General features: G+C 65.2%; 11 protein-coding genes. 10 read left to right on the forward strand and 1 reads right to left on the reverse strand.

The window, feature by feature from the left end; translation table 11 throughout:
- Positions 1–103 precede the first annotated feature (103 nt).
- Positions 104–385 (reverse strand): hypothetical protein, encoded by a 282-nt coding sequence (locus tag NEK97_RS13670; protein WP_026547649.1) that lies wholly within the window; start codon positions 383–385, stop codon positions 104–106.
- 233 nt (positions 386–618) lie between these two features.
- Between NEK97_RS13670 and NEK97_RS13675 the strand changes: the two genes are divergently transcribed.
- The 10 genes from NEK97_RS13675 (at position 619) to NEK97_RS13720 (ending at position 19,995) form a co-directional block, all read left to right on the forward strand.
- Positions 619–3,480, forward strand: a complete 2,862-nt coding sequence (locus tag NEK97_RS13675) for a hypothetical protein (RefSeq protein ID WP_257370416.1) — start codon at positions 619–621, stop codon at positions 3,478–3,480.
- On the forward strand, positions 3,477–4,820 hold the full coding sequence (locus NEK97_RS13680; protein ID WP_257370417.1) for a hypothetical protein: 1,344 nt from the start codon (positions 3,477–3,479) through the stop codon (positions 4,818–4,820). The genes NEK97_RS13675 and NEK97_RS13680 overlap by 4 nt, the downstream gene beginning before the upstream one ends.
- 25 nt (positions 4,821–4,845) lie before the next feature.
- Entirely contained in the window at positions 4,846–9,138 is a 4,293-nt protein-coding gene (locus NEK97_RS13685; RefSeq protein ID WP_257370418.1) for an FtsK/SpoIIIE domain-containing protein, read from the forward strand.
- A 19-nt stretch (positions 9,139–9,157) separates the two neighbouring features.
- Complete coding sequence (locus NEK97_RS13690) at positions 9,158–11,134, forward strand: serine/threonine-protein kinase (protein ID WP_257370419.1); 1,977 nt, start codon at positions 9,158–9,160, stop codon at positions 11,132–11,134.
- An 89-nt stretch (positions 11,135–11,223) separates the two neighbouring features.
- On the forward strand, positions 11,224–11,781 hold the full coding sequence (locus NEK97_RS13695) for an SRPBCC family protein (RefSeq protein ID WP_257370420.1): 558 nt from the start codon (positions 11,224–11,226) through the stop codon (positions 11,779–11,781).
- A gap of 155 nt (positions 11,782–11,936) precedes the next feature.
- Entirely contained in the window at positions 11,937–12,557 is a 621-nt protein-coding gene (locus tag NEK97_RS13700) for a hypothetical protein (RefSeq protein WP_257370421.1), read from the forward strand.
- Between the two features lie 104 nt (positions 12,558–12,661).
- Positions 12,662–13,399, forward strand: a complete 738-nt coding sequence (locus NEK97_RS13705; RefSeq protein ID WP_257370422.1) for a YcnI family protein — start codon at positions 12,662–12,664, stop codon at positions 13,397–13,399.
- A 105-nt stretch (positions 13,400–13,504) separates the two neighbouring features.
- Positions 13,505–14,143 (forward strand): DUF4232 domain-containing protein, encoded by a 639-nt coding sequence (locus NEK97_RS13710; RefSeq protein ID WP_257370531.1) that lies wholly within the window; start codon positions 13,505–13,507, stop codon positions 14,141–14,143.
- 55 nt (positions 14,144–14,198) lie between these two features.
- Positions 14,199–19,172, forward strand: a complete 4,974-nt coding sequence (locus tag NEK97_RS13715; RefSeq protein ID WP_257370423.1) for a DEAD/DEAH box helicase — start codon at positions 14,199–14,201, stop codon at positions 19,170–19,172.
- Positions 19,165–19,995, forward strand: coding sequence for a DNA-formamidopyrimidine glycosylase family protein (locus NEK97_RS13720; RefSeq protein WP_257370424.1), 831 nt, complete (start codon positions 19,165–19,167; stop codon positions 19,993–19,995). Before NEK97_RS13715 ends, NEK97_RS13720 begins: the two co-directional genes overlap by 8 nt.
- Positions 19,996–20,191: the final 196 nt, after the last annotated feature.

The raw sequence follows: 20,191 nt of genomic DNA on the forward strand, positions 1-20,191 counted from the left end.
GCACCAAAACCAGCACCACCACCACACAGCGCAACGGCCGGGCAACCACGCCACGCATCAACGTGGCACGATCACCCGGCCCCCACACCAACGAACTACAAAATCAGGCCCCGCCACCAGCAGAGAAAATATCCTGCGAAATCTTCTGCAACTGACCCCGCAACTGCTCCAACTCCTCCTTGGCCTTATCCAACGCAGCCTTCGTCTCCGGCCACGTCGAACCACGGAACTCAGCAGCCAACGGACCATCCCACACATTCGGATCCGACAACACACGACCCTGCGCATCCAACGCCGAAATCTGATCCGTAAAACCACCAGTAATAATCGACTGCACCTGACCAATAGCAGCCTTGGCCTGCTCAGTAGACAACACACGCGACATAGAACTTCCCTCCCAATAAGAACAATCGCTTCACAACCAGACCCAAAGCCCGGCAACAGACGCCACCAAACTACCAACACCATCCAATAAATCCAACAACCAGACAAACAACCTGTGGAAACGAACAGGGCTGCGTAACCTGCAGTGATGCCCAGGGACACCGATTAGTCCATTCGTCAGCGCAACCCCGTATGATACTCAAGGCACCGTGAACGGAATGAGGGGGACGATCCATGCCCAGGCAGGCTAGTTTTAACCAGTACAACCCGGGGCGTCGCATCCCTCCGGGTCGCGCTCTTGGCATCGCATTGCTTGCCCTCGGAATGATCGCGACGACATCATGCACCCCGACGCCCAAGCCCGAGCCGGTAGAGAACCCCGTCAAGCTCCTGCAGAGCGTCCGCGTAGGCCTGTCCTCGGCCGCCGGAGTGCACACGGTAGAAGGCACCACCATCTCGGTCTCTGCGACGGGGGAATCCTCCGCGGAGAACGCCACTTATGACGCCGCCCAAGTGGTGGGCGAACTGCCGGTCCGTGTGAGCCTGCAATACCGCGCCGGAGAGAAGTCGGGCTCCGACCTCGCCGAGCTCAAGGGCCACACCGGTCCGGTGGAGATCAATCTGACGCTCGAGAACCTCACCGTCAAGCCACAGACCATCCAGTACGACGCCGCAGGCCAGGCCCGTTCCGACACCGCCCTGGTGGGCGCGCCACTGACCGTCGCCGCATCGACGAAACTGCCGGGCCTCCGGGCGGATGACGTCACTCCGGGCTCTGCCGATGGCACCACAGGAACCAACGGTGTCCTGAGCAGCACCGAGGATGGCGCCACCGTCGTCCAATGGGCCACGGTCCTCGCTCCCCCACGCTCCGGTGCCAGCACCACGCTGCGTCTCGCCGCGGACGTGAAAGACTTCCAGGTTCCCGAAATCGATGTGGCCGTGCAGCCGGGCCTGAACACGGACCTCAGTGCCAACGGAGTACTTGCCAGCGCGTTTTCCTCGGGTTCGGGTTCGGAGATGGAACTTCAACGGCGCACCATCTCGGTGGTATCGGACGTCAACACGGTCCTGGCGAAGGCCGGATCCACCATCACCGAGGTCCGTCGCAACCTGCAGGCAACGTCCCAAACCCTCGGAGCCAAGACAGCGGGCGAGCTCCGCGACAACTCACAGGCCCTGGCCGGGACAATGAAGGACCTGAAGCAGCAACTGAAGGTTCTGGGCTCGGACCTTGAGGCATCAACCAACGCCACCCAATCCACCACCATGTCCCAGCTGAAGCTGACGGTCTCTGCCGTGGACGCGATGCTTGGCGACACCTCCGCCACACCCCCGGTAGCCCCCATCACCGGGGACGGTTGCACCGCTGAAGTGGCCAAGGCAGCGCCCGCGGCCACGGTGTACTCCAGCGTCCTCACCATGTCTTCACAACTGGATGCCTACGCGAAGGTCAGCGCAAGTTGCCGGGACACGGTAGCCAGCGCCCTCAAAGCCACCATGGGTCCCGAAAACCCGAGCCAAGCGGAGTGCGCAGCACAGGGTTCCATGACGTGTTCACTCTACGGTTCGGCCGTGACTGTCACCGGTGCTCTTCTGGGCTTGGTGCAGAAGGGCGACGAACTGGTTTCCGGCCTTCAGCCGCAGGTCATTGAAGGCGCGATCAAAGACCAGGCGAGTTCCGCCGTCGCACTTGAAAAGGTGCGCGCCGACCTCGGTGCGATGCTTGACGGCTCCGGGACGTCCCAGGATTACAGCAAGGCACTCGCGGCGCTGGAGGCGGCGATCAAGTCGTCCACTGACTCTGCAACCGCGACCCGTAAAGCTGCCACAGCGGCCCAAAACAGCGTTGATACCCTCAGGCAAAAATTGCTCGCCATCGCCACACGTGCCAAAACGGCCAAGGGCGAACTGGGACAAGGATCGTGGCTGAATGGCTCCATGCTCCAGCAGAACCAAAAACTGGCTGATGAACTCTGCAAGCTGTCTGACAACGGCCTCATCCCCGGCAAGGGCAAGCTCTCTGCCAAGGACGTTGAGCGCCTGCGCTCCTACCTGACTTCGGTTCCCTGCGAACCCACCGATGCAAACGGCAATCCTTCACCCGAGCTGAACACGCCCCCCGGCTTCAAGGAACCCCTTGACGTCCGGCTGGAGGGCCAGTCAGCTGCCTGGGACGAAGTCCTTGCAGCCACCGATACCACCGCTGCTGACCAGGCGATTGGCCAGGCATTCACAGCCCTGGGGACCACTTTCGACGATGCCGATACCAAGCTCGAAGCCGTCAGGTCAGCAGTCAAGACGCTCGACGGCGCCGCAACCGGAAGCGTCAACGGCACCAAAAAGGGACTTGAGTCCCTGGACGCTGCCCTCGCCAAAGCGATCGACTCCTCCGGCTCCGTGACAACGGCGCTTGCGAAGTTGAAAGAGCAGCAGGACATGCTCGGCGACAAAATCAAAGAGTCACTCCGCGACGTTTCGGCTGAAACCGCCGCAGAGGTCTACAAAACCGTGGGCGAACAGGTGCGCCAGGTTGCCGAAATCGGGGACGCCAGCTCCGAGGCCGTCACGACCGCGTTCAACCGGTCCATTTCAGGGCTGAAGACCACCTCGGATGACGTTGTGAAGGATGCCGAGGGAACCGTCAACAAGCAGCGGGACGAGTTGTTGGGACAGAGCGGTGAACTCGCGGCCGCGGTGTCCAAGAGCACCCAGGCCTCCTTGGACAACATCGCCTCCAGCACGGCAGGCTCCACCCGGGACGTTGAAGGCGCCAGCGCCCTTCTGGCCTCCAGCCTCAACAAAGTGATGCTGGATCTTGGCGACCGCTCAGTGAACGGATCAGGTTTGCTCGGCTCCATGGCCACCAGCGCGGCGAAAGCGGACACCGCCGACTTCCAGTTGGCCTTGGCCTCCCAAAACGCAGAAGGCTACGCCAACATCCGTTCACGCGATGTCGCGGGCCTCCTGCTTCGGCAGGCACAGTTCAAAGCCTCTCTCACTGCCATGGACGAACTGCCACCGTTCAAACTCGAGGTTCCCGAAGGTGCGACCTCCCAGACCCTGTACACACTGAAGATCGGTGGCGCGGCATGAGCCCCCGGAACCGTCTCCTCGCCCTGATCGCTGCGGGAGTCGCCGTCGTGGTTGCTGCCGCCGTGGTCCTGACCCTGACGCTGAACCGCCCGGCGGAGGCGCCGCGGCCCGATCCTGTTGCCGCCACGGTTCCCGTGGCGCTGAAGGCTGACGGCCTGCCGTCAGACTTTTCGATCGGCGTCGTCATGACCTTCGGTCAGTCCGGTGAGCCCGGCACCGAATATAACCGCGCAGCACAGGGCGCGGTGGTTGCAGCTCAGCGTTTCGGCCAGAGTGGCGCGAAAGTCGCCCTCCCAACCCAGAATGACCGCGGCACGGAGGACGGCGCCCGCGCCGCCGTCCTCGCGTTGGCGGATCAGGGAGTATCCGGCGTCGTCGTGGCGGGCACAGGTCCGCAGGCCGTTGCGGCTGCAAAAGCGGCCGAGGAGCGGGGTGTCCCGGTGATCCTGCCGTACGCACAGCCGTCCGAACCGGGACAAACAACCTGGACCACCGCGCCGACAGCAGCCTCGGTGGAGGGCGCCCTCCAAAAAGCCCTGAACGGCAAGAACCGGGTGTTGTTGGTCAACGACGGCGGCGCGGTCCCCGCGTCCGTCGCCGTCGCCGACACACTGGCACTTGAGGGCTTCCCCGACGTGGCTGGCCTGGCCCAGGAAGCGGCGATCCGTACAGGCGACCAGCTCCGTCCGCCGTCGAAGGATGCGCCGGCAGGCGCTGAAGGCATCCGGACAGCCAACCCGGCAGACGCCGTCGTGGTGTCAGCGGCAACGCCGCAGCGTTTGGCGAAGCTGGTCCAGGCCCTGCAGTCACGTGATGTGTCAGTGCCGCTGGTGCTTCCCGACGGCGCCACCAGCCCCGCGTTCGCGTCCGTGCTTTCCGAGCTGGACGGCACAGCTTCCGGTCAGCTGATCGGCGTAGCTGCACCGACGGGCGACGCAATCGCCCTCCAGCAGGACGCGCAGGGACGCGGAATGTCCGCTTTCCTTTCCGGCATAAGGTTGGCCACAGGGAATCCGGAGATCAAGAACCTGACGGACGACAACCCGTTCTCTGCAGACGCCTGGGCCGCTGATGCGCGCAGCCATGACGCGATCGTGGCCCTGGTCCGGGCAGGTGCACTGGCCGGGAGCAAGGAACCGTCGAAGGTCGCAGCGTCGCTGAGCACCCTGTCCTTCGGTCCCGGGGAAGGCCTTGCCGGACCGGACCTGGACTTCACGCGATCGCAGGCGCTGGCCGCTGAAGCAACTCCGGTCTACGCCTCTCCCCAGGATCTGGGTCTTCGTCCGGCGGACGAGAAGGCGCCGCGGCTCGTCTGGGTACCGGCACCAGCCAACCCTTAACCAACCACTACAGGAGGAGCTCCCGGTGCGTGTGCTGATCGACCTGGACGATCGTCGATTCGAGTGCGAGGTTGCCCGTGCCGCGCCCGCCACCACGTTGTCCGACCTCGTGGAGGCCGCCGGCGGACCACGGGTTGCTCCTGATGAGCCGGTGTTTGTCAATGAATCAGAGGTGCGTGGTGCGACGCCACTGTCCGAGCTGATTCTGCTGGAAGGCAGTCGGATCTCCCGTGCGCCGTGGCCGGTGCCGCAGCGTGTCCGCGGTTGGACCCTGACGCTGGCCGGCGGTCAGCGGACGGGTGGCATGGTGGACGTTCCACGGAACCGGGACATGCTGATCGGCAGGTCGCCCCAGGCTGACCTCAGTCTCCCCACCGAAAGCGCGTCGTGGGATCACTTCCGGATCCACCGCGAAGAAGATGACGCGCTTCGGGTGCTGGATGGCGGCTCCACCAACGGCACATTGGTCAATGGGGAACCTGTAGGCGAGGACGGAGTCCTTGTCACGCAAACGGCCACCATTACGGCAGGCGGGACGGTCCTGCTCCTCCGCCCGGCGTTGGAAGAGACGCCCGCTCCCGCCCCCGGCAGCCTGCATAACCTGACGCCCGCATCAACGGCCCCGTTCAACAGGCCACCGCGCCCCGGGCGCGCCCCGGCCGGCGATCCGTTGGTTCCCCCGGCCCGCAAGGACGTACCGCCGGCGAATAAATTCAGTTACATCACTGTGCTGGCTCCGTTGGTCATGGCGGTCGCGATGGTCATGATCCTCAGGGACATGCGCTTCGCCATGTTTGCCATGCTTAGCCCGGTGATGGCGGTGGGCATGTGGTTTGAGCAGAAGCGCCGCCACGCCCGCGGCCTCAAGGAAGAGGCAGAGCGCTTCGATGGTGCCCTCAAGGAATTTGAGCAGCAGATCCGCAAAGCCGCAGAAGTGGAAACTGCACGACGCCACCGGATGGTCCCCGATCCTGCAACAGTGGTTCGGCGTCCGGCCCTTCCGGCCACGTCTCTGTGGCAGCGCCGTGCCGACTCGGATGACTTCCTGGCCTTGCATGCAGGTACGGGTGACGTGCCATGGAAGCCGGAAGTTGATCGGGCCGCGGGCTCGCGCCCGGACGAAAAGGTCAAGGAAACACTTTCGGCCGCGAGGCTGCTGGCCGCCCCTGTGCTGGTGGACCTGACCGACGCCGGCGTGGTGGGCATTGTTGGTTCACGGGATGGAGCACTGGCACTGGCCCGCTCCCTGGTGGCCCAGGCCGCGGTGCATGTTGGTCCGGCAGACCTGACGATAGGTGTGTTTTGCGACGCCGGACGGGCCGACGAATGGGAATGGGCCTCCTGGCTCCCGCACACACGCCAAACGGGCAGCAGCACCGGCGAGCGCTGGATGTCAGCGAATCGTGAAACCAGCCTTGCCATGTTGCGGACACTTAAGGATTCCGTGGAGGAACTGCCCACCCCGGCGCTCATGGTGGTACTGGATTCCGATGTGCTGACCGAGGGCAGGGATGCTCCGGCCCGTGCGTTGCTCGGCATGGGCCGCTCCGTTCCCGGCGGCCACGTCAACCCTCAGAAGCGCCCGCCCCGCGTGGCTGGAATCGTCATCGCGACGTCCGAGGAGCAACTGCCTGCCTCCTGCACCACCATCATCAGGGTAGGTGCCGACGCCGCAGCAAGGGTGGACCAGCCCGAGGACCTGACCCGCGTGGAGGACGTCATCCTGGCGGGCCTCGACCAGGAAGAGGCCCTGCGATGCGCTACCCGCCTGGCACATTTTGACGACCCCGAGCTCAGCGTCCCCGGCGCCTCCCTGCCCTCGTTGGTTCGGCTGCCCGGGCTCTTGGGCTACGAACGTCCCGACGCAGCCACGGTGCGCCGTTTATGGCAGGCACCCTCGGGCGTTTCCACACCTATCGGCACCGGGGAAAACGGGCCCCTGACCCTGGACCTCGTCAAAGACGGCCCGCACGGTCTGGTGGGCGGCACCACCGGCTCCGGCAAATCCGAATTCCTGCGCTCCCTTGTAGCCGGTCTCGCCGCCCGCAACGATCCAACCCGATTGAACTTCATCCTGGTCGACTTCAAGGGTGGCGCCGCTTTCAAAGCCTGCGAACGCCTCCCCCACACCATCGGAACCATTTCCAACCTGGATGAGCAACTCGCAGACCGGGCCCTGATCGCCTTGGAAGCGGAGATGGAGCGCCGCCAACGGGTTTTTGCGGAGGCAGGCGAGGGGATCGATAACCTCAGTGCCTACCTGGCGACGAACCCGGCCGAGCCGATGCCCCGCCTGCTGCTGGTAGTCGATGAGTTCGCGATGCTGGCCAAGGAATTCCCGGATGTGCTCACTGCGCTTGTCAGCATTGGCGCAGTGGGCCGCACCTTGGGCGTCCACATGATCCTGGCCACCCAGCGTCCGGCCGGTGTGGTGAGCGATGACATCCTCGCCAACACCAACCTCCGCGTGGCGTTGCGTGTCCAGAGCCGCGATGACTCCAACAACGTCATCGGAGTACCCGCCGCGTCCGCCATTGGCCGGGCACAGATGGGGCGCGCCTTCGTGAAGCTTGGCCAGGACGACATCACGCCCGTCCAGACCGCACTGGTCACCGGACAGGCGCAGCTCGACGGCGGTCCCGCCGTCGACGTCCGGGACATCCGGCAGTTCGGCGTCCCCGCGCCCGCACCGGCACTTGCCCGGTCCGCTGCCGCGGACGAGAACGACCTGGACCTCCTGATCGACGCCGTTGTCGAAGCGAACGCTGAGGCCGGCTACGCCCCTCCCCGCCAGGTCTGGCCGGAGGCATTGGGCGAACGCGTTGAGCTGGAAGGTTTCATGGCGGACACCGCTGCGGCAGAGACTGGAACCGTTGACCTTCCAAGGGTCGGGCAGGTGCAAGGGTCCAGCGTCCTGGTCACCCTTCTGGATGAGCCGGAGCTGCAGCGTCAGTCCGCGGCCGGGTGGGACATGTCCGTTGGGAATTTGATGCTGATGGGCGTTGCCGGCTCCGGTACCAGCACCACCCTCGCGTCCATCGCCCTTGCCCTTGCCAAGGACGCCGATCCGGCAGATCTTGACCTGATGATCCTGGACATGGGATCCGGGGACCTCGAATCACTGAAGCGCCTGCCCCACGCGGTGGCATATGTGGGAACCGGCGCCGGTGCCAAGGAGCAACAAGCGCGCTTCCTGCGGCACCTGAACACTGAATTGGAGAGCCGAAGGGCAGCGCCGGGTACGCATCGCCGGACCGTCGTGCTGATTGACGGCCTGGCATCCCTGCGCGATGAGTTCCAGGACTTTGAAGGGCAGCAGCTCCTGGGCCTGTTGTACCGGGCGTACGCGGACGGGCCGGCCCTCGGGTTGTCCTTTGCTGTGACCACTACCCGTGCCAAGGCCGTTCCCTCTGTCATGAACGAGGTCACCCTGCAGAAGTGGCTGTTCCGGCTCGCCGACAACTACGACTACTCCTCGCTGGGCGTCCGGGCGAAGAACGTTCCCGCGGCGCTCCCCGGACGGTGCGTGGACCCTCGTACGTCCTTGCAAATGCATGTTGCAACGCCCGAAATCGGCCTGGAGGCGGCCGTGGACCGTGTGCGGCAGATCTGGGGGGACGCACCCGCCAAGACCACGGCCATCAGGAGCCTGCCCACCGACGTCACCATGGCCGATCTGGGCGTGAAACCACAACTCGAAACTGAGCCTTGGCACATCCCGGTGGGAATCCGCGAAACGGACCTGGCCCCTGCCTTCCTGGAAATCTACGAGGGTGAGCATGCCCTGATCGCCGGACCGGCCCGTTCGGGAAAATCCACCCTGCTCCTCGCCTTGGCCGATGCTATCCGGGGCGCGGCCACCTCCCGGGGACCCGCGCAGGTCTGGGCTATCTGCGACCGCCGCTCACCGTTGGCCAGTGCTGATCTGGACCGTACAGCCGTGGGGACGGACGAGATTCCGGCGTTGCTGGCTTCCCTGCGGATCGAGCGCGCCCCCGTGTTTTTGTTGATCGACGACGCCGAGCGGTTCGAGGACACCGATCAGTCCATCGCGGGAATCGTGGCCTCCGGACTTCCGGGGCTCTGCATCATTGCTTCAGGTCGTGCCGCCGACCTCCGCGGACTGTACAGCCACTGGACCAAGTCCATCCGCAAGTCCCGGCTGGGCGTGCTTCTCCAGCCGGACGTCAATTACGACGGCGAACTGCTGGGTGCCACTCTTCCGCGAAAGGCGCCCGTAGCATTGAGCGCCGGACGCGGGTACTTAGGGGTGGGCGGGCAGATGTCGCTGATCCAGTCGATAAGCCCGGGCAGCTAGGGAGGGTACAGACATGCAGATGGCACAAACTGGTCAGGCGTTGGGAGCCTCCTACCGATTCGGAGAGCGGGTGGGCTCCGGCGCGGTGGGCGAGGTCTGGACGGTCACCTCCACGGACGGCCGGACCTTGGCAGCGAAGGTCCTGCGTCCCGAGCACGCCGATGACCCCTCCCTGGTGGAGCGGTTCGTCCGCGAGCGATCGGTGTTGCTCGGCCTGCAGGACTCCCACATCGTCACGGTCCGCGACATGGTGGTTGAAGGTGAACGGCTCGCCATCGTCATGGACTACGTCGCCGGCGGCTCGCTGCGCGACGTGGTTAGGGACGCCGGACCGCTGCCTCCCCAAAACGCCGTGAACGTCGCAGCCGAGATCTTCGATGCCCTGGCGTTTGCCCACTCGCGAGGTGTCACGCACCGGGATATCAAGCCTGACAATGTGCTTCTCACGAGGCCGTGGTCCGAGTGTGGGTCCGGGGATGTGCGGGTTTCCGACTTCGGTATATCCGACGTCGTGGGCGAGAAGATCCGTCAATCGACCGGCCTGATCGGCACACCCCAATACATGCCGCCCGAACTCATCAGCCAAGGCCGTTCCGGGCCCCTGGGCGATGTGTACTCCACGGGGGTTCTGCTTTACGAACTCCTCGCCGGCCGGACTCCCTTCGCCGGTCCTGGTACAGACTTCACCGTCGCCTACCGACACGTCTCGTCGCGGCCACCGCGGATTCCGGTGGAGGATGCCCTGTGGGGTGTCCTTGAGCGGTTGTTGGCCAAGGATCCTGACCAGCGCCCCACAGCCCACGAAGCCGCGGCGACCCTCCGGCGCCTGGCGCCCCGCCTTGCCGGAATCAAACCGATCCCCCGTGGGGAGGCACCCGAGGAATTCGACGACGTCGAACGTCACGCCACGGTGGTGCGTGGGGCATTTACCGATGACGATCTTGAAGCCTTGGCAACTGCGCCTCCCTCCAGCCTCGATGCCGCAACCCCGGAACTCGGCCAAGCGGGCAACGCCACGATCGTCCGGCCCATGCCACGCCGGGACGAGGTGCCGTCCACCGCCGTCGAACGGTCCGAAGCCCCTGACGCGACTCCTTTCTGGCGCACCCGCAAAGCGCTGCTTCTTGCAGGCGGTGCAGTCCTGTTGATCGTGGCGATGGTGGCTGGTTTCTTCCTCTTGTCCCCCACAGCCCAGCAGGCAGCACCTGCGGTTCAAGGCCAACAACTCTCCGCTCAGCTGCAGGACCCGGCGCTGCCAACCGGTCTCACCATTTCACGAAGCGCCACGTATGCACCGTCCTCCGGGCAGGTCCGTTTGACGGTGTCCTACTCGGCGCAGAAAGCACCCCTGTCCGGTGAATTCCTTGAGGTCATCCCGGGGCTGGCGGAGGATACCTGCCCGGCTGCCACGTGGGATGGTGCTGCAGTGAGCCGGAACCAAGCCTCCATCAGCGGCGTGGACGTAGAGTGCGGGTGGAAGCTTTCGGGCGTGGAGATCCCCGCAGGTGGATCCATCCAGGCAACCGCCAAGGTACCGGTGGCACCCTCGGACCAAAAGTCACTCGATGCGTGGCTGCGCTCAGGTTCCGAGGCAACCAAAGCCGCGACCCAGGATCCGGCCGTAAAGGGCACGGCTTACCCCGTGCAACGCCTCAAGGGCGTAGAGGTGCGCACGCCTGCCCGGGTTGTGACGCCGAGCCCGTTGAAAATCACCCTGGTTCCCGTATGGGCGGGCGGTGCCGACGAGTTGAACCCGCTCTATGTGAGTCCTTCGTCGGGCAAACCGTCCCAGATGCTCGCAGCAGTGACCGGTGGGGAGAAGGGCCTGCGATTCGCCGACGGCTGCGGCGGCGCGCTGGCCGTAGACAGTTCGGGGCTCACGGTCACAGCCCTGCAGATCACCCCGCAGTGCACCGTGCGGGCCAGTGTTGGGAACTTCACGGAGCTACAGTCAGCGCCGTTCGGCATTACGTCCCGGGAGAACGCCGGGGACTAGCTTGCACGTGAGGGGTTGGCCCTCAAGACTTTTAAGCCAACCAATGCCACGAGATCCAACCCCTCGCTACCATGGGAATGGAGGCAACCATGGCCAAGTCACCGCAACGAACAAGCAAAAGCACCGACTATGAATTCGTCACAGTCTGGCGGGTGGCGGGGACCCGCGAGGAAGTACTGGACGTGCTCGGCAACGCCGCGACGCTCAAACAATGGTGGCCCGCTGTCTACCTCAACGTGACGCCGTTGACTCCGGGTGGACCCGACGGCGTTGGGGCGTCTTACGATCTCCACACCAAGGGCTGGCTCCCCTACACGTTGCGTTGGCGGCTCACTGTTACTGAACCAGTCACAATCGACGGCTTCGCACTCACGGCCGCAGGAGACCTCAATGGCACCGGCCGCTGGACTTTCGAGGCCGACGGACCGGAAGTTGTGATCACCTACGACTGGCGGGTCAGCACGGCCAAGCCCCTTCTTCGCCGGCTCAGTTGGCTCCTCAAACCGGCTTTCTCGGCGAACCATCACTGGGCCATGGCGCGCGGCGAGGAGAGCCTGAAACTGGAGCTCCGCCGTCGGCGTTCCGGTTTGGCCACGGACATACCCGAACCTCCCCAACCCACGTTTGTTCGACGCGCGAGGGGTTAGTTCCCGCGACTTTCAGAGCCCCTAAAGCCGCGAGATCCAACCCTTCGGCACCGTTGTCCACATAGCAACCCATCCGGTTCCAAGGTGGTTCCGAACTCCCGATAGAATCAAGACGCTGACAACGCCGGCGATGAGAGAATATGGAGGGAGGACCCGTGCGCACATCGCAGACCCGGGCGCCCTTCCATGCATTCCGGTCGGGCATCATCTCCTTGGTGATTGTCCTGTTGGCAGCCGGAGCGCACGTCGCAGGTGGCGGAGAACTCCCCACGGCCCCGGTCCTGATCGCGCTTATCGCGCTGACAGCATTGGCCGCCACATTGGCCACGCGGTTCAAACTCAACGTCGTCACCCTGGTCACGCTTTTGGGCGCGGGCCAACTCGCGCTCCACGAGGCCTTCACGGCCCTCGGGCCGATCGTGGCGGCAGCACCAGGAACCAGCCACCACCTCGGCGCGGAAACCCCGCCCCCAGCTTTGGACATTGCATCAGCCCACGTCCATGAACTCAGCGGCACGTTTGGTGTCCTGATGCTGATGGCACACGTTGCTGCCGTCGTAGGCTCCGCGATCCTGCTGGCCAAGGGCGAGGATGCGCTTTGGCAGCTGGCCGCATGGTTGCGGCCACTGCTCGCGCTGCCCACCTTGGTGTTCAGGCCCGACGCCGGAGCGTCGCCGATCGCCGTCGGCGCGCCTGCCATATTCATTCCCCGCCCTTGGCGGAACCTCAGGCAAGACAGCAGACGCGGGCCGCCCGCCGTCGTCGCGCTTTCCTAGTTCCGCCCGGCACCAACGCTGCAAAGCGTGCACAAGCCTTGCATGGTGACGGGCCCCATACCCGTACCCCCGCGCCTTATACAGCGCACCCGAAAGGCAATCCCATGAAGACGTCCTCGCTCCGTCGTACCCTGTCCGCAACCGCCGTAGCCGGCGGAACCGCCGCCCTGATGATGGCTGGCCTCGCGGGAGCATCCGCACACGTTTCCGCCGATCCGAACAAGACCGCTGCCAACTCGTACGCGCTGGTGACGTTCGGCATTCCCCATGGCTGCGACACCTCCCCCACCACCAAGGTAACCATCAACCTGCCCCAGGAATTGACCGACGCCCAGCCCACTGTGAATCCCAACTGGACGGTCGAAAAGGTCAGCGAAACCCTCGCGGAGCCCAAGAAACTGGACGACGGCACCACCATCACCAAGCGCACAAGCCAGATTGTCTACACCGCCAAGACCCCCTTGGACCCACACCTGCGTGACGCCTTGGTTTTGTCAGTGAAGTTGCCGGATGCAGCAGGCAAGACGATCTACTTCCCCACGCTCCAGACCTGTGAGCAGGGGCAGACGGACTGGTCGGAAATCGCCAAAGAGGGCCAGGATGAGCACGAGCTCAAGGCTCCCGCGCCCTCTGTCACCATCACGGCCGCCGATGCCGCAGGAGACCACCACGCGGCACCCGCCGTCTCCACCGAACAAGCATCTGCAGTATCCGATGACGGTTCGCAGGCCCGCAGCTGGGCGGGCCTGATCGCAGGCATTGCCGGACTCGGCCTGGGCGGGGCTGCCTTCTTCCGCAGCCGTTCGGCGAAGCCGGCCGCGGTCAAGGCCGACACCAAGTAGTGCCCCCACGGGTTGGCGTCCGGAATATCACGATCCGGACGCCAATCCGTGCTCTTGGCCGTGGCTGAATTGACTCACGTGACGGCCAAAGCAAGGCTGGTGCCCATGTGGACTCAGCGCATCAAAACCGGACTTGTGACGACGACGGCAGCCGCATCATTGCTGCTCCTTGCGGCCTGTGGGCCCAGCCCCAGCCCCGCGGGATCCAGCAGCGCCCCGCCCACCAGCGCAACACCGTCGGCGTCGGCATCGTCCACGCCCTCCCAAACAGCGACGACGACGCCGTCGCCCTCGGCGACCGCCACATCCGCCGCACCCGCAGCTCCCGCGCTGTGCAAGGCAGCATCGCTCACTGCAACAACCGATGCAACCGGCGGCGGAGCAGCAGGCAGTGTCTACGAAAAACTGATCCTGACAAACTCCGGCGCTACTAACTGCGTCCTGGAGGGTTTTGCCGGTGTTTCCCTGACCGCAGACGCCAGCGGTGATCCGATCGGCGAGCCTGCGGCGCGTGAAACCACCACCCCCGTCACCAGGATTGAGCTGGCTCCGGGCAAGTCTGCGTGGGCAGAAATCCGTTACACACAGGCCGGCAATTACGGCGACTGCACCCGGGTTTCGGCGGCAGGATTCCGTATCTACCCGCCCAACGACACTGCGTCCTTGTTCGTGGCCGAACCGCACGATGCGTGCAGCAACGCTGGTATCAAGCTCCTGACGGTCACCGCATTCCAAGCAGTCTGATCATCTTCCGGCGGCTCCGGCTTATTCTGTCGGAGCCGTGGGGCATGATGGAGGAATGCAGGAGCCGCAGGCGTCGCAGGGCGCCATCAGCCGTTTCAGCCAAGCAACCAGGGAATGGTTCCTAGGCGCCTTTTCCGAGCCCACGCCCGCGCAGGATGGGGCTTGGAATGCGATCTCCTCCGGCTCCCACGCTTTGGTGGTGGCACCTACTGGCTCCGGCAAAACCCTCGCCGCCTTCCTGTGGGCGTTGGACCAGCTGCATGCCAAGCCGACGGATACGCTGCCTGGGCTCGAAACGGTTCCAGCCAACGGCAAAGGCCGCGCCAAGCGCCCCAAAACCAAGACCCGTGTCCTCTACATCTCACCGCTGAAGGCCTTGGGCGTCGACGTCGAGCGCAACCTCCGGGCCCCGTTGATCGGCATCACCCAGACCGCCAAGAGGCTGGGGCTTCCGGCGCCGCTGGTGACTGTCGGGGTCCGCTCCGGTGATACGACGGCGGCAGATCGCCGAACGCTGCTGACCAACCCGCCGGACATCCTGATCACGACTCCGGAATCCCTCTTCCTGATGCTGACGTCCCGGGCCAGGGAAACGCTCAGCGAAGTGGACACCATCATCATTGATGAGGTTCACGCTGTTGCCGGAACCAAGCGCGGTGCGCACTTGGCGGTATCGCTTGAACGGCTGGACGCGCTGCTGCCCAAGCCCGCACAGCGCATTGGCCTCTCTGCGACGGTCCAACCCCGCGAGTTGGTGGCACAGTTCCTTGCGGGTCAGGCGCCCGTGGAGATCGTGGCACCTCCGTCCAAGAAAAACTGGAACCTGACGGTCACAGTGCCTGTAGAGGACATGTCGGACCTGCAGGGTGCGGCAGGGGCGTTCGACTCAGGTCCGGCCTCGGGCCTTCAGCCGCAGGCCTCCATCTGGCCGCATGTGGAGGAACAGATCGTGGATCTGGTCCTGTCCAAACAGTCCACCATTGTCTTTGCCAATTCCCGCAGGCTCTCGGAGCGGCTAACGGCCAGGCTGAACGAAATTTACGCCGAGCGCCAGCTCATGGCAGTGGGAGGCGGAGCGTGGGCGGCACCGGACGACGCCCCCGCGGTGCCGGCATCCACAGCGACTCCCGCCCACATGATGGCGCAAGCAGGCAGCACCACCGGCGCGGACCCCGTCCTGGCCCGCGCACACCACGGCTCGGTATCCAAGGACCAGCGGGCCATGATCGAGGACGACCTCAAATCCGGGAGGCTGCGCTGCGTTGTGGCCACGTCGTCGTTGGAGCTTGGAATCGACATGGGCGCCGTGGACTTGGTCATCCAGGTGGAATCACCGCCCTCGGTGGCCAGCGGCCTCCAGCGTGTCGGCCGCGCCGGGCACCAGGTGGGCGAAATTTCGGAGGGCGTGCTCTTCCCCAAGCACCGCGCGGACCTCCTGCATACCAGCGTCACCGTGGAACGCATGCTCAGTGGCCAGATCGAGCGTTTGAGCATTCCGGCCAACCCCCTCGACATCCTCGCCCAGCAGACAGTTGCGGCCACCGCCCTGGGCAGCATCGACGTGGAGGACTGGTTCAGCACAGTGCGTCGGTCTGCGCCGTTCGCGAGCCTTCCCCGCTCCGCTTTCGAAGCAACGCTGGACCTGTTGGCTGGACGTTATCCCTCCGACGAATTTGCCGAACTCCGGCCGCGCATCATTTGGGACCGTCACGCCGGGACCATTGAGGGTAGGCCTGGCGCCCAGCGCCTTGCCGTTACTTCAGGTGGCACCATCCCGGACCGTGGGCTGTTCGGTGTGTACATCATCGGCACCGAGGTTGAGGGGTCCTCCTCCTCCGGCAGCGCGGACGGAAGTGAGCCCACTGCTTCGGCCCGTGCTGCGAAGGGCGGACGCCGCGTCGGGGAACTCGACGAAGAAATGGTTTATGAATCCCGGGTGGGCGACGTCTTCGCCCTGGGTGCCACCAGTTGGAAGATCGAGGACATCACCCACGATCGCGTACTGGTCTCGCCCGCTTTCGGACAGCCCGGCAAGCTGCCCTTTTGGAAGGGTGACTCGCTGGGCCGCCCCGTGGACCTGGGCCGCGCACTGGGCGCGTTCATCCGTGAACTTTCAGCTGCCGACCAGGCGCCCGCAATGGAACGCTGCCAGGCCAGCGGGCTGGATGCCTTCGCTGCCAGCAACCTCCTGCAGTACTTAAGGGAGCAAAAGGAAGCCACGGAAATCGTCCCCAGCGACCGTACGTTGGTGGTGGAACGCTTCCATGACGAACTTGGAGACTGGCGTGTTGTCCTCCATAGCCCGTTCGGGATGCCCGTTCATGCGCCGTGGGCACTCGCCGTGGGTCAACGCCTGCAGCAGCGGTACGGCCTGGATGGTTCGGCCATGGCAGCGGACGACGGCATTGTGCTGCGCGTCCCCATGATGGAGGACGAACCACCCGGGGCGGACCTGTTCCTGTTCGATCCCGACGAACTCGAGCAGATCGTCACCACCGAAGTGGGCGGCAGTGCCCTGTTCGCTTCCCGGTTCCGGGAATGCGCAGCCCGGGCTCTGCTGTTGCCGCGCCAGAACCCTGCCAAACGGCAACCGCTGTGGCAGCAGCGCCAGCGTTCTGCACAACTGCTGGATGTCGCCAAGAAATACCCTTCCTTCCCTATCGTGCTCGAAGCAGTCCGCGAGTGCCTGCAGGATGTTTACGATCTGCCCGCGCTCAAAGACATTGCGGCATCGGTGGAGCGCCGCGAGCTCAGGATCGTGGAAACGACCACGCAGCAGCCTTCCCCGTTCGCCAAGTCCCTCCTGTTTGGCTACGTGGCCCAGTTCCTTTACGAGGGCGATTCACCGCTCGCCGAACGGCGGGCCGCTGCCCTGGCACTGGACTCCACCCTCCTCAATGAGCTCCTAGGGCGGGTGGAACTCCGTGAACTCCTGGACGCGTCCGTCATTGACCGGACCGAGCTGGAGTTGCAACGGCTTCTGCCTGACAGGCGGGTTCGTGGCATGGAGGGCGTCGCTGATCTGTTGCGCCTGCTTGGCCCCCTCAGTGTCGAGGAAGTGGCGGAACGGCTTCAAGGACAGGAACAGCCCGAACCTTCCCTGCAGGCGGCTCTGGACCAGGCAACGGACCCCGAGGATCCTGACCACATCGAGGAAGCCCCCGCGGCAGCACCACATGGCACTGTTACTGATGCCGGCCATCACCTCGCTGCACTCCAGAAAGCTAATCGCGCGCTCAAGGTGACCATTGGCGGCGTCGAGCGCTTTGCTGCGGTGGAGGACGCTGCCCGGCTGCGTGACGCTATTGGCGTCCCGTTGCCCATGGGTGTACCCCTGGCGTTCATCGAGCCGGTCCACGATCCTCTGGGCGATCTCGTTTCACGGTATGCCCGCACCCACGGACCGTTTACTGCGGCCGAGGCTGCCACACGGCTGGGGCTGGGGGTTGCGGTCGTCAATGGCGCGCTGAAGCGATTGGCCGGCGATGGCCGCGTTGTGGAAGGCGAGTTCCGTCCGCATGCGGTGGCCGAACCGCAGGCCGTCGAAGCAACGGATCCCGAGCTCATGTCCGTCGATGCACCTCCCGCGAGCGAATGGTGTGATGCCGAGGTCCTGCGGAAACTGCGCCGGCGGTCACTGGCTGCGCTGCGCGCCGAAGTGGAACCAGTGGACACGGCCGCTTACGGGCGGTTCCTTCCCGAGTGGCAAAACGTGACCACCCCGGGCAAGTCCCGCAGCCAGGCGTTGCGCGGGCTGGATGGAATCATCACGGCAGTGGACCAGCTGTCCGGCGTGCCCATTCCGGCGTCGGCGTGGGAACCGTTGGTACTCGCGAGCCGGGTGGCGGATTACAAGCCTGCCATGCTGGACGAACTGATGGCCGCCGGGGAGCTCCTCTGGTCCGGAGCCGGGTCCCTGCCCGGTAACGACGGCTGGATCAGCCTCCACGTTGCCGACTCCGCGGAGCTGACCCTCAATCCTTCTCCCGATTTCGAACCGGGGGATGCCCAACAGCGCCTCCTTGAGCACTTCAGCGCGGGCGGCGGCTACTTCTTCCGGCAACTCACGGACGTCGCTGGTGGCATGGATACGGTGCTCAGCGATGACGCCGTGGTGACCGCGCTGTGGGACCTTGTCTGGGCCGGGCGGGTAACTGGAGATACATTCGCCCCCGTCCGTGCCATGATTGCCGGCGGGAAAACAGCCCACCGCCAGGTCGCCAAGGCGCCGAGGGCGCGGGCACCACGCATGAGCAGGCTCGGCCGTTCCCACGGGACGGGACTGCTGGGATCTCCAGGCCTCACCGGGGGCCGCTACGGTTCGGTGACGGGCGGCATTGCGCCCGCGCCGCCTTCCGCGGTCGGCCGCTGGTCCGCGTTGCCTGCGCCGGAGCTGGACCCCACCATCCATGCCCGGGGCACGGCTGAGCTGCTGCTGGACAGGTACGGCGTCGTAACCCGCGGTTCGGTGATGGCTGAGAACATCCTGGGCGGCTTTGGGCTCATGTACAAAGTCCTTGCACGGCTTGAGGAAGCCGGGCGATGCCGCCGAGGCTACTTCATCGAGCATCTGGGGGCTGCCCAGTTCGCGGTCCCCGCCACCGTGGACCGCCTGCGCTCGTTCACAGAAGATGCCCGCATTTCCAAGGCGGAACCGTCCGCGCTGGCACTTGCCGCCACGGATCCAGCCAACCCCTACGGTGCCGCGCTCCCCTGGCCGGCGCTGTCCGTCGACGCCGGGTCCGGCCACCGCCCGGGGCGAAAAGCCGGGGCGCTGGTGGTCATGGTCGACGGCGCGCTGGTCCTTTACGTGGAACGCGGCGGTAAGACGCTGCTCACTTTCAGCCAGGACGAGGGAGTGCTGACGGTTGCCGCCCAGGCGTTGGTGGACGTGGTGCGGCGGGGAGCAGTGGACAAACTCTTCATGGAGAAGGTCAATGGCCACGATCTCCTGGAAACACCCATCGCAGTTGCCCTGGCGGCGGCAGGCGCATACTCAACTCCGAAGGGACTGCGGATCCGTGCCTGAAGGCGATTCCATTTGGCGGGCCGCGTCACGGTTGAACGAAGCTTTGGCCGGGCATGTCATCACGGCGTCGGACTTCCGTGTGCCGCGCTTCGCCACCCTCAACCTGTCGGGTTGGACCATGAAGGAAGTGGTCCCCCGGGGCAAGCACCTGCTCATGCGTCTCGTTGGGCCCGCTGACGAGGCGCCCGGTGCCAGCAGGAAGCCCCGGGAACTGACCATCCATTCCCACCTCAAGATGGAGGGCAACTGGATGATCTACCCACCGGGTGGTCGTTGGACCAAGCCCGGCCACACGGCACGGTGCGTCCTGCGCACGGCCGAGGCTGACGCGGTGGGGTTCTCGCTGGGCATCCTGGAAGTTGTGCCGACGGCGGAGGAAGAAAAGATCGTCGGACACCTCGGCCCGGATCTCCTTGGTCCCGATTGGGACGAAGAAGAAGCACTCCGCAGGCTCCGCGCCGAACCGGAGGTCACAGTAGGTTTTGCTTTGTTGGACCAGAGGAAGCTTGCAGGCATCGGCAACATTTACCGCTGCGAAGCGTGCTTCCTCTCCGGCATCCACCCCGCACTGCCGGTGGGTGAAGTGCCCGACCTCGCCAAAACGGTGAACGACGCCAAACGTCTTTTGGGTGAAAACCTTGGACCTGGCCGCCGGACGACCTTGGGACCGCGCGCCATGCGGCCCGGCTACTGGGTTTACGGCAGGGAACGCCAGCCTTGCAGGCGTTGCGGCACCACGGTTCGACGCGGCCTCCTGGCAGGCCCCGACGGAACAGAGGAACGGGACATCTACTTCTGTCCACGCTGCCAGCCCGCGCCGTAGCCAGCCCGCCGTTGCCAGCCCAGCCCCTGAGACCGCGGCCCGGCCGGACACCGTATCTCCGTGCCGGCCGGGCGCATCGGTAACCGCCGCGACGACGACGCACTACGCGCAAGGCCCCGCCGACTACTCCAGGAAGCTCCCCAGCCGCCCCAGCAATAGTCGCCGGACCCGCGCTGCCTGCGCGCCGCCGTCGGAC

Origin of the sequence: Paenarthrobacter sp. UW852 (genome assembly GCF_024608385.1) — a bacterium.
Lineage (GTDB): Bacteria > Actinomycetota > Actinomycetes > Actinomycetales > Micrococcaceae > Arthrobacter.